Raw genomic sequence first — 11,566 nt, forward strand, 5'->3', positions numbered from 1 at the left:
AAACGGGCGCCGCCCGGAAAACGCCCTGCCCCCGCGTTACGGTCGCAGGAGCCGACTCTCAGGGGGTTCTCATATGCGCGTGCGACGTGTGGCGCTGCTGGTGGTGACGGTGGCCGGGCTGGTGTTCGGGACCGGTGTCGCCGATGCCGCCCCGCCCGTGGCCGGGGCGGACGGAGCGGGTGACAGCTACTACCCGCAGGACGGCAACGGCGGTTACGACGTGCGCGACTACCACCTCACCGTCGGCTACGACCCGGCGAGCCACCAGCTGACGGGCGACCAGGTGATCACCGGCCGGGCAACCCAGGCGCTGCGCTCGTTCAACCTGGACCTCGAAGGGCTGACCGTGGACGCCGTGCGGGTCAACGGCAGTGTGGCCGAGTTCAGCCGCAGCGGCGAGCACGAGCTGACCGTCACCCCGAAACGCCCGCTGCGGCGCGGGGAGTCGATCTCCGCGGAGGTCGTCTACCACGGCGTGCCTGCCCCGATCAGCGATCCGGTGCTGGGTGACAACGGCTGGCAGTACTCGGCCAGTGGCGGCGCGTTCGTCGCGGGCGAGCCGCATTCGGCGGCCAGCTGGTATCCGGTGAACGACACCCCGAAGGACAAGGCCACCTTCCACCTGGCGATCACCGTGCCCGAAGGCTGGGGCGTGATCGCGAACGGCCGCGAGACGGGCACGCACGGGAACACGCACGTGTGGTCGGAGGACACGCCGGTGGTGCCGTACATGACCACGGTCGGCATCGAGAAGTGGGAATTCCAGCGCGGCGAGCTGTCCGATGGCACGCCGGTGGTCTCGGCGTTCGCGCCGGGCACGAGCGACGCGACGAAGGCGGCCGAAGCGCGGCTGCCCGAGATCCTGGACTTCCTGGCTTCGAAGTTCGGGCCCTATCCGATCGACGCGGCGGGCGGGATCTTCCTGACCGAGCCGATCGGGTTCTCCCTGGAGACGATGAGCAGGCCGATCTACTCCGGCCGCGCGGGCAACATCCAGACGATCGTGCACGAGAACGCCCACCAGTGGTACGGGGATTCGGTCGCGGTGCAGGACTGGAAAGACGTCTGCCTCAACGAATGCTTCGCGTCGTACGCGCAGTGGCTGTGGTCCGAGGCGAAGGACGGGCAGGATCTCGACGCCCGCTACCGCAGTGCCGTGACGGCGGCGACCGACCAGTTCTGGGCGGGCAAACTGTACGACATGGGCCCTGGCAAGGAGTTCACGTCGGTGTACTCGAAGGGCCCGCTCGCGCTGCACGCCCTGCGCCGTCAGATCGGGGAGAACGCGTTCAACCTCGTGCTCCGGAGCTGGCCTTCCTTGCACCGCAACGGAAACGCCAGCCTGCCCGAGTTCCAGCGTTACGTGGAAAGGGTTTCGCACCAGAATCTGCAGGGCTTCTTCGACGCGTGGTTCTACGGCAACACGAAACCGGTCGAGCAGTATCTGTACCCGGGCTCGCTCACACCCCCGGCTTGAGATTCCGCTGGAAGAAATCCACCAGATCGTTCGAAGTCTGGGTGCTGTCGCCTAGTTCGATCGAGAGGTACATGGCCGAAAGCTCGTCGGTGCCGTACACCAGGAAACCGCCGAGGCTGCCCACTCCGGCATCGAACTTGCCGGACAGCCCGTTCCCGGACCAGGTGCCGGCGATGAGCTGATCCGCGCTGCCCAGCTGCGATTTGACCACGTTCTCGAGCTGTTCGAACGGAAGCCCCTGGTAGTAGACCACCGCCTGCCCGGCAGTGCTTTTCCCGGAATCGAAAGTGCAGGAGGCCACCGTCGCGCCCATGCTCGGCACCTCAAGCCCACTCAGCCCGCTGTGGCACTGGGCCCTGTCCGGCACGCTTCCGGCCAGCTGCCGCCAACAGTTCGTAAGCCCGTCCGAATCCGGCTGCTGATCGCAGCCGCCGCTGCCGGCCTGCCGCATCGCGCCGGTGGTGGGCGCGGGCGCCGCCGTGCCGCTGTCCGGGCCGGAATTGTTCAGCGCCAGCACCAAAACAGTCGCCAGCACCCCGACCAGCACCAGCGCGCCGGCACCGATCAGCATCGGCTTCTTGCGGCGCTTTCGGGGCTGCGCGGCGAGTTGCACCGGCGGGCGCGGGGAGTACGGCGCTTGCTGGGGCTGCCAGGCGACCCTCGGCGTGGCGGGTGGCATCGCGGGGACCGTGCGTGCTTCCGGGAGCCCGTTCGGCGTCGGCGCGCTGCCCCAGTTTTCGTGCAGTCCGAAGGCGACCGCGGTTTCCGGCTGGTCCTGCGTGGTGGGGATGACGCCGAGCTGATCGGCCAGCAGCTTGGCCACGAGCGGCATCCGGCTCGGCCCGCCGACCAGGTACACGCCGGTCAGCCGCCGCGGGGCGAGCCCGGCGTCGCGGATCGTCGCGGCCAGCAATTCCGCACTGCGCAACAGGTTCGGCCGGACCAGTGCCTCCAGCTCCGCCCTGGTGACCAGCACGTCCCGGAACGGCTCCGGCATCGGGATTTCGGTGTGCGCGTGCCGGGACAGCGTTTCCTTGGCGTCACGGACATCCTGCAGCAGCGCGCGGCGCATCCGCCGGTCGGCGAGCGTCTTCGGGCGCAGCATTCGTTGCCACTGCCCGGGATCGGCGTGCGAGACCTGCCTGCCGATGTGCACGAGCAGGGCCTGGTCGATGTCCAGGCTGCCCAGATCGGGCAACCCGTTGTCCGCCAGCACAGTGAAGCCTCGGTTGCCGACTCCGACGACGGCGCAGTCGAACGTGCCAGCGCCGAGGTCGTACACCGCGAGCGCGCTGCCCGGAGCCACCGGGCCGGAGCTGACGGACGCGTAATGTGCCGCTGCCGCAACGGGTTCCGGCACCAGAATGGCCGAAGGACCGAAACCGGCCTTGATCGCGGCCTGCCGCAACACACCTTGGCGCGCGCTGCCCCACCGCGCCGGGTGGGAGATCCGCACCTGGTCCGGCCGCTGGCCCGACAGCTGCCGCGTGGCCTCCTCGCCGACCCGCCGCAGCACGGCCGCGAGCGCGTCCGTCACCTGGACGACGTTGTCGCCCAGCAGGAGAGTGGCTTCGTCGATGCGTCGCTTGGGATTCGGCTCGAACCGCGCCGGGTCCAGCCGGGCCCGCCGCTCGGCGTCCTGACCGACGACGAGCGTGCCGTCCTCGTTGGCGAACACCGCCGAGGACATGGTCACCGACCCGTCGATCTCGATCGCCCGCGGCCCCCTGCCGAACGCGGACAGCACCGCCACCGTGCTCGAAGTACCGAAGTCGATCCCCAGGACGTTCATGTGCCTCCCTCACGTGCAGCCCAGACTGCCACACGGAGCGCGCAAAACGGTCCCGGGGCAACAGCGCCTTCGCGCCGGGCGCCACAAAGCGTTGCCACCGCACGAAAAACGCCCCCGGGATTCCCGGGGGCGTTCTCCGTCAGCGACTAAATCACTCGGCCTCGTTCTCGGCGTCGTTGGAAGCGCCGATCGACACGGGCGGGGCGTCCGGCACCTCGAGCGGCTTGGCCTCGCCGCGGAAGGTGAAGTGCGCCTTGTCGTCCTTGTCCTCGGGGTTCCCGCTCCAGCCCTCGACGTCGACGATGATGATCTGGCCCGGCTGCACCTCGCCGAACAGGATCTTCTCGGACAGCTGGTCCTCGATCTCCCGCTGGATGGTGCGGCGCAGCGGACGGGCACCGAGCACCGGGTCGAAGCCGCGCTTGGCCAGCAGCGCCTTCGCCTTGTCGGTCAGCTCGATCGCCATGTCCTTCTGCTTGAGCTGGGTCTCGACCCGCGTCACCATCAGGTCCACCATCTCGATGATCTGCTGCTGCGTGAGCTGGTGGAAGACGATGATGTCGTCGATCCGGTTGAGGAACTCGGGCCGGAAGTGCTTCTTCATCTCCTCGTTGACCTTCTGCTTCATCTTGTCGTAGCGATTCGACTCGTCGCTACCGGAAGAGAAGCCGAGGCTCACGGACTTGGAGATGTCCTGGGTCCCGAGGTTCGAGGTGAAGATCAGCACCGTGTTCTTGAAGTCGACCGTGCGGCCCTGACCATCGGTGAGGCGACCGTCCTCCAGCACCTGCAGCAAGGTGTTGTAGATCTCCTGGTGCGCCTTCTCGATCTCGTCGAACAGCACCACCGAGAACGGCTTGCGCCGCACCTTCTCGGTGAGCTGGCCGCCCTCCTCGTAGCCGACGTACCCGGGAGGGGCACCGAACAGCCGCGAGGCGGTGTAGCGGTCGTGGAACTCGCCCATGTCGATCTGGATGAGCGCGTCGTCCTCGCCGAACAGGAACGCCGCCAGCGCCTTGGACAGCTCGGTCTTACCGACACCGGACGGGCCGGCGAAGATGAACGAGCCGGACGGGCGCTTCGGGTCCTTCAGGCCGGCACGGGTGCGGCGGATGGCCTGCGAGACCGCCTTGACGGCGTCCTCCTGGCCGATGATCCGCTTGTGCAGCTCGTCCTCCATGCGGAGCAGACGCGTGGTCTCCTCCTCGGTGAGCTTGAACACCGGGATACCGGTCCAGTTGGCCAGGACCTCGGCGATCTGCTCGTCGTCGACCTCCGCGACGACGTCCAGGTCACCGTCCTTCCACTGCTTCTCCCGCTCGGACTTCTGGCCCAGCAGGGTCTTTTCCTCGTCCCGCAGGCGGGCGGCCCGCTCGAAGTCCTGCGCGTCTATCGCGGACTCCTTGTCCCGGCGGACCGCGGCGATCTTCTCGTCGAACTCGCGCAGGTCCGGCGGCGCCGTCATGCGGCGGATGCGCATCCGGGCACCGGCCTCGTCGATCAGGTCGATCGCCTTGTCCGGCAGGAACCGGTCGTTGATGTAGCGGTCGGCCAGTGTGGCCGCGGCGACCAGCGCGGAGTCGGTGATCGACACGCGGTGGTGCGCCTCGTAGCGGTCACGCAGGCCCTTGAGGATCTCGATGGTGTGCTCGAGCGAGGGCTCGCCGACCTGGATCGGCTGGAAGCGGCGCTCCAGCGCGGCGTCCTTCTCGATGTACTTGCGGTACTCCTCGAGCGTGGTCGCGCCGATCGTCTGCAGCTCGCCACGGGCCAGCATCGGCTTCAGGATCGAGGCCGCGTCGATCGCGCCCTCGGCGGCACCCGCGCCGACCAGCGTGTGCAGCTCGTCGATGAACAGGATGATGTCGCCGCGGGTCTTGATCTCCTTGAGCACCTTCTTCAGGCGCTCTTCGAAGTCACCGCGGTAGCGCGAGCCGGCGACCAGCGAGCCGAGGTCGAGGGTGTAGAGCTGCTTGTCCTTCAGCGTCTCCGGGACCTCGCCCTTGACGATGTTCTGCGCCAGGCCCTCGACGACCGCCGTCTTGCCGACGCCGGGCTCGCCGATCAGCACCGGGTTGTTCTTGGTACGGCGGGAAAGCACCTGCATGACCCGCTCGATCTCCTTGCTGCGCCCGATGACCGGGTCGAGCTTGCCCTCGCGGGCGGAGACCGTCAGGTTGCGGCCGAACTGGTCGAGCACCAGCGAGGAGGACGGGGTGCCCTCGCCGCGGCCGGCGCCGGCCTCGGCCGGCTCCTTGCCCTGGTAGCCCGAGAGCAGCTGCAGCACCTGCTGGCGCACGCGGTTGAGGTCCGCGCCGAGCTTGACGAGCACCTGCGCGGCGACGCCCTCGCCCTCGCGGATCAGGCCGAGCAGGATGTGCTCCGTGCCGATGTAGTTGTGGCCGAGCTGGAGCGCCTCGCGCAACGACAGCTCGAGTACCTTCTTGGCACGCGGGGTGAAGGGGATGTGTCCGCTCGGAGCCTGCTGGCCCTGGCCGATGATTTCCTCGACCTGCTGGCGGACGCCCTCCAGCGCGATGCCCAACGATTCGAGCGCCTTGGCGGCGACACCCTCACCCTCGTGGATCAAACCCAGGAGGATGTGCTCGGTGCCGATGTAGTTGTGGTTGAGCATCCTGGCTTCTTCCTGGGCCAGGACGACCACCCGCCTCGCGCGGTCGGTGAACCTCTCGAACATTCCCACTCCCTCGACTGCTGCGCCGGCGGTGAGTCTCCATCGCGAACTTCGGATGGATTCAGCACCGTAGGTCCACTGTAGTAGCCAACCCGTTGCGCCGGACTACCACTGGGGCGGATTGAGCCACGGAAGTCGGCGCGCCGGCAGGCGCCGGCGATCACGTCTTCGCTGGTTACTGACGTTCTGTCCAACGTGTGGTCGCCGCCCCGGATTCCGCAGGCCACCGTTGTCCGCTCAGCGCGAACGCCTGGACTGGCGTGTTCCCCAGAAATCTGTAAGGTAAGGCACGCCTAACACTCGTTTGGAGCAGAGGGGGCCGCCATCGACACCGCCCGGCACCGCTCCGCGCCGAACGGCCTGGCGACGTCGGTCGCCAGGGCCGGGGCGCGCCAGCGACGCACGGAGTTCCGCGCTGACCTGCCAGGGTCCGGCGGCTGGCAACGCTGTTCGGAGCTGCTCGAGGACGTCGCGCGGTTCGAGGTGTGGCGGAAGCTGCTCGGCGAGTGGCTACGGGAGCGCTTCGGCGAGGCACCGGATCGGACCACCGCCGGTTACGTCATGTCGTGGTACCTCTCCGTGCCCGCCTACGCGGCGGCGTTGCTGATGTCCCACGAACGAAGGGTTCCGTTACTCCGGCCAGGCGAACTTGCCTTCCGACTCGGGAACGACCGGCCGCACCCGGACGGCATAGCCGTACTCGGGGCCGAGTTCTACTGCCTGCCCGACGACCCCGGCGCGGGCGGGCCCGCGGCCACCGTGGTCGCCGACGAGCACGCGCTGGCCGCGGTGCTGCGCGCCCGCTACATCGCGCACGCGGCGAAATTCATCCCCGTCTACGCCAAGACCACCAGGCTCGGCCGCCGCACGCTGTGGGCCGCGGCGACAGATGCGCTGGACAACGCGCTGTGGTGGGTGGGCAGGCAGGACGGCGACGAGGCCGCGGGCGCGGCCGAGGCGGCGCGGGTCCTCGACGCCCGGCACGCCCCGCTGACGTCCGCCTCGGCGCTGCGGTTGTCGGCCGACGGCTGGACCCGCCGCCGTGAGAGCTGCTGCTTCTCCTACCTGTTGCCGGACGAGTCCGAGTGCGCGGAATGCCCTCGAATTTGCCCTAGGTGACGTTTGCCACACACCACTCAGGAGGCCGCCCGGTGACCGCCAGGACGCGCGCCAGCGCGGGCGCGTCGCGGGCCACGGGGACCTCGTCCTTGAAGATCCCGTGCGCTCGCCCTTGTTCGGCCATCGCCTTCGCCGCGACGAGGAGCACCCCGGCCGTTTCGTCGTCGCAGTGCAGTGTCTGCCCGGTCGCGCTCGCGAGGTCCCAGCCGTGCACGACCCATTCCATCAAGATCATCGACGCGACCATCTCCGCGGGCATCCCGCCCGCGGTGCCGTCGAACGCCCCGGGCGACGCGAACGCCTCCAGCAACCCGTGCACGCGCGTGGTCAGGGCGGCTTGCCAATCGTCGTGGACGAGGTCGGCGGCGCGCTCGCCACCTTCCATCGACGGTGTCTCCTCCTTGCGCACCGCCGCCTCCAGCCACGGACCCCAGTAGAGAAGGTGGTTCAGCAGGGCACGCACGTCGTACTCGGTGCACGGTGTCGGCGCGGAAAGCTGCGCGGGCCCGATCCCGCGCGCCACGCGAAGGAACTCGTCGGCCGCGCCGCGGAGCAGGGGCTGTAAATCGGTCATGCCTCATTCAGCCCAGGCTCGTGATCGCCCGTCTTGAACAAACGCGACAGTTAGTGTTGGCGGCGTGGAGGATCGGCGGATCCCGCAGGGAATCATCGACGAGCGGCTCGCCGCGAAGAAGTTCACGCTCACCCGGCACGCGCCGGCGCCGGAGCTGCGCGAGTTCGTCGAGTACTACTGGATCCTGCACTGGGCGCTGGACGAGCCGTACGAACAGCGCGTGCTGCCGAACCTCTCCGTGCACGCCACCTTCTTCCGCGAGGCCACCGGCGTGTACGGGCCGGGGCACGACACGTTCTCGTTCACCCTGCGCGGGGTCGAGCAAGGGCTTGGCGTGCGTTTCCGGCCTGGGTGCTTCCGCGCTTTCCTCGGCAGGCCGGTGCACACGATCGCCGACACGGCCGTTCCACTGGAAGAAGTCTTCGGGCCCGGCGCCACCGGCACCAGGGAAGTGGTACTCGCCTCGGACGAGGCCGGAATGGTCGAGGCCGTCGAAGCGCTCCTGCTCACGAAACTGCCCCGGTTGCCCGCGCCCGCGCGCAAGGCCGCGACCATTGTGGAATCGATTGCCGGTGATCCGGAAATCACCAGGGTCGACCGGCTCGCGACGGTGACCGGCACCACACCGCGCAGTCTGCAACGGCTGTTTCGCACCGAAGTCGGAATAGGGCCCAAATGGGCCATCAGGGTCTACCGGCTCAACGACGCGGCGCGCAGGCTCTCCGCTACGGAGCGAGTTGATTATGCCGCGCTCGCCGCCGACCTGGGTTATAGCGATCAGGCCCACTTCACCCGTGATTTCACCGCCGCGATTGGTGCGCCGCCGACCCGGTATCCATCCGCGTAGAACTGCGTTCAAGAATACTTACCCATGACAAGGGCCGCCGGGAACAATCCCGGCGGCCCGTGCCAAGCTTTGCGAAGGCGCCTCAGTTCTTCTTGTGGTAGGCCTCGACGACCTCGGACGGGATACGCCCTCGGTCGGAAACCTGGTAGCCGTTCTTGCGCGCCCAGGCACGAATAGCCTGGTTCTGCTCGCGGTCGACCGAAGCCGAGCTGGCGGCGGGCTTCGCGGAAGGGCGGCCCGCCCGCTTGCGGCCACCGGCACGACGGGCGTGCTCCACATACTGAGCCAGCGCGTCACGCAACTCTTCGGCGTTGTCGCTGGAGAGGTCGATCTGGTAGTTGATCCCATCCAATCCGAACTCGACGGTCTCGTCCGCCTCCGAACCGTCGAGGTCGTCCACGAGGGAGACCAGCACCTTCTGCGCCATCAGTTTCCTCCTGTTTTGTGCCAGCCAGAATGTTCAGGTGGGGTGAGTACCCCAGTCAGAAGCCATTGACTACGACATTAATACCCGTAAACGCAGCGTAGTGCAAATCTCGTTTGCGGCCCGACAGCTATTCCGGACGCACCAGCGGGAAGAGGATCGTCTCCCGGATACCGAGGCCGGTGAGTGCCATCAGCAACCGATCGATACCCATTCCGACACCACCGGAGGGCGGCATTCCGTACTCCAGCGCGCGCAGGAAATCCTCATCCAACCGCATGGCTTCACTATCTCCGGCCGCGGCCAGCCGCGACTGCTCGACCAGCCTTTCCCGCTCGACCACGGGATCGACCAGCTCCGAGTAACCGGTGGCCAGCTCGAATCCGCGGACGTAGAGATCCCACTTCTCGGCGACACCGGGCACACTGCGGTGCTGCCGGGTCAAAGGCGAAGTCTCGATCGGGAAATCACGCACGAATGTGGGGGCGTGCAGATGATCACCGACGAGGTGTTCCCACAGTTCTTCGACGAGCTTGCCGTGCCCCAGTTTCGGATCGACCTCCAGCTCGCGGGCCTGCGCGAACGCCTGCAACCGCGCCACCGTGGTCTCCGGTGTCACCTCTTCGCCGAGCGCCTCGGACAACGACTCGTACATCGTCAGCGTCGTCCATTCACCGGACAGGTCGTAGGCGGATCCGTCGGCGAGTGTCACTTCGAGGGTGCCGAATACCGACTGCGCCGCTTCCTGGATCAGCTGCCTCGTCATGACCGCGTTGGTGTCATAGGTCGCATAGGCCTCGTAGAACTCCAACATGGCGAATTCAGGCGAATGCGAAGAGTCGCTGCCCTCGTTCCGGAAGTTCCGGTTGATCTCGAAGACCTTCTCGATCCCGCCGACGACGCAGCGCTTGAGGTACAACTCCGGCGCGATGCGCAGATAGAGGTCGATATCGAAGGCGTTGGAGTGCGTGACGAACGGCCGGGCCGCCGCGCCGCCGTGCAGCGTCTGCAGCATCGGCGTTTCCACCTCGGTGAAGCCGCGGCGCTCGAAGGAATTGCGCAGCGAACGCACCACGGAGGCCCTCGTCCAGACGACGTCGCGGGCCTTCGGACGCAGGATCAAGTCGACATATCGCTGCCGGATCCGCGTTTCCTCGGCGAGTTCCTTGTGCGCGACCGGCAGCGGGCGCAGCGCTTTCGACGTGATCTGCCACGCGTCGGCCATAACCGAAAGCTCACCGCGCTTGGAGGTGATGACCTCGCCGTGCACGAAAACGTGGTCACCGAGGTCGACATCCGATTTCCAGGCCGCGAGCGACTCCGCGCCGACACCGGCGAGGCTGATCATCGCCTGCAACTCGGTACCGTCGCCTTCGCGCAGAGTGGCGAAACAGAGTTTGCCGGTGTTGCGCAGGAACAGCACCCGGCCGGTCACGCCGGCGATCTCACCGGTCTGCGTGTCGACGGGCAGGCCGGAAAACTTCGCCCGGATCTCGGCGAGGGTATGGGTTCGCGGCACCTCGACCGGATAAGGCTCGGCACCCTCCGCGATTATCCGGTCGCGCTTGGCCCGGCGAACCCGCATCTGTTCCGGCAGGTCGTCATCGGGCAAGGGGCGCTCGGAAGCGGGGGAATCGGTCATGCGCACAGGGTACGAACCCCGCCGGGCGCTGGTACAACCGGATTACCAATCCGACCAAAGTAGGCCGGCCCGCATTGCTTGCGGCCGACGGCGTTGCGCGTGCCGTGACTGCCGGTCGGGTTGGTTCAACGGCGCTGTACTTGTCGGCGAATACGATTGGGCTCGTGACTGAACAGACCGCTGAGCAGGAACTGCGTTCGCGGCGCGCGCGATCCTTCGGCGCGAGCGCGAGTGCCTACGCCGAGCACCGGCCCGATTACCCGCTTCCCGCATTGCGCTGGGGATTACCCGAAAAAGCGGAACATGTCCTCGATCTGGCCGCCGGAACGGGAAAACTTTCCGAGGGTCTGCTGGCGCTCGGGCTGCGGGTGACGGCCGTGGAACCCGATCCGGAAATGCGCGCGGAGCTCGTCCGCAGGCTGCCGGACGTGCCGGCGCTGGACGGGAAGGCCGAGTCGATCCCGGTGCCGGACACCTCCGTCGACGCGGTGGTCGTCGGCCAGGCGTTCCACTGGTTCGACGTCGAGGCCGCGCTGACCGAGATCGCGAGGGTGACCCGGCCGGGCGGCACGGTCGCGGCGTTGTGGAACCACGACGACATCGAGGTGCCGTGGGTGGCCGAATTCGGCGAACGCGCGCGCACCGGGGTGAGCCGCCGGTGGACCGTGCCGGGTTCGGAACTGCTGCACCACGACGGGTTCGAGGAATTCGAGCGCACCCGCTTCCCGCACGCGCAGCGCCGCACCGCGGAGTCGCTGGTGGACACCGTCGCCACACATTCGCACTTCCTCGTCATCTCGGCGGCCGAACGCGAGGCGAAACTGGCCGAACTGCGCGAATTCCTCGCCCGCACACCGGAAACCGCACACGGCGAGTTCGACCTCCCGATCGTCACCACCGTGCTTCGCGCGGCGAGGAAGGCTTAGCGCACCAGCCGAACTGCCATGTTGGCCCCTCCCGTCGCCGAGTTGGCCCCTCCCGTCGCCATGTTTGCCC

General features: G+C 67.8%; 9 protein-coding genes. 4 read left to right on the forward strand and 5 right to left on the reverse strand.

Features of this window, described 5'->3' with window-relative positions:
* Positions 1-73 precede the first annotated feature (73 nt).
* The gene (locus FPZ12_RS37010) at positions 74-1,477 is read left to right on the forward strand and encodes a M1 family metallopeptidase (protein ID WP_144753065.1); all 1,404 of its coding nucleotides are present in this window, start codon (positions 74-76) and stop codon (positions 1,475-1,477) included.
* On the opposite strand, the gene FPZ12_RS37015 is transcribed toward FPZ12_RS37010, so the two are convergent.
* On the reverse strand, positions 1,461-3,269 hold the full coding sequence (locus FPZ12_RS37015) for an Hsp70 family protein (protein WP_144753068.1): 1,809 nt from the start codon (positions 3,267-3,269) through the stop codon (positions 1,461-1,463). The two genes, FPZ12_RS37010 and FPZ12_RS37015, sit on opposite strands and share 17 nt — an antisense overlap.
* A gap of 151 nt (positions 3,270-3,420) precedes the next feature.
* Entirely contained in the window at positions 3,421-5,967 is a 2,547-nt protein-coding gene (locus FPZ12_RS37020) for an ATP-dependent Clp protease ATP-binding subunit (RefSeq protein WP_144753071.1), read from the reverse strand.
* 357 nt (positions 5,968-6,324) lie between these two features.
* On the opposite strand from FPZ12_RS37020, the gene FPZ12_RS37025 reads away from it, so the two are divergent.
* A complete protein-coding gene (locus FPZ12_RS37025; protein ID WP_243770229.1) occupies positions 6,325-7,083 on the forward strand; it encodes a (2Fe-2S)-binding protein in 759 nt (252 codons plus the stop codon).
* On the opposite strand, the gene FPZ12_RS37030 is transcribed toward FPZ12_RS37025, so the two are convergent.
* Positions 7,076-7,657: a TIGR03086 family metal-binding protein gene (locus FPZ12_RS37030; protein WP_144753077.1), complete on the reverse strand. Its 582-nt coding sequence runs from the start codon at positions 7,655-7,657 to the stop codon at positions 7,076-7,078. The two genes, FPZ12_RS37025 and FPZ12_RS37030, sit on opposite strands and share 8 nt — an antisense overlap.
* Before the next feature lie 64 nt (positions 7,658-7,721).
* Here FPZ12_RS37030 and FPZ12_RS37035 point away from each other — a divergent pair, with 64 nt between their 5' ends.
* Complete coding sequence (locus FPZ12_RS37035) at positions 7,722-8,504, forward strand: AraC family transcriptional regulator (protein ID WP_166463031.1); 783 nt, start codon at positions 7,722-7,724, stop codon at positions 8,502-8,504.
* An 82-nt stretch (positions 8,505-8,586) separates the two neighbouring features.
* Here FPZ12_RS37035 and FPZ12_RS37040 read toward each other — a convergent pair whose 3' ends face one another.
* Together FPZ12_RS37040 and lysS are read right to left on the reverse strand one after the other, a co-directional pair.
* Positions 8,587-8,931, reverse strand: coding sequence for a histone-like nucleoid-structuring protein Lsr2 (locus tag FPZ12_RS37040; protein WP_144753080.1), 345 nt, complete (start codon positions 8,929-8,931; stop codon positions 8,587-8,589).
* 127 nt (positions 8,932-9,058) lie between these two features.
* Positions 9,059-10,570 (reverse strand): lysine--tRNA ligase, encoded by a 1,512-nt coding sequence (gene lysS, locus FPZ12_RS37045; RefSeq protein ID WP_144753083.1) that lies wholly within the window; start codon positions 10,568-10,570, stop codon positions 9,059-9,061.
* A 164-nt stretch (positions 10,571-10,734) separates the two neighbouring features.
* Between lysS and FPZ12_RS37050 the strand changes: the two genes are divergently transcribed.
* Positions 10,735-11,496, forward strand: coding sequence for a class I SAM-dependent methyltransferase (locus FPZ12_RS37050; RefSeq protein WP_150980676.1), 762 nt, complete (start codon positions 10,735-10,737; stop codon positions 11,494-11,496).
* Positions 11,497-11,566 lie beyond the last annotated feature (70 nt).

Origin of the sequence: Amycolatopsis acidicola (assembly GCF_007713735.2) — a bacterium.
Taxonomy (GTDB): Bacteria; Actinomycetota; Actinomycetes; order Mycobacteriales; family Pseudonocardiaceae; genus Amycolatopsis_E; species Amycolatopsis_E acidicola.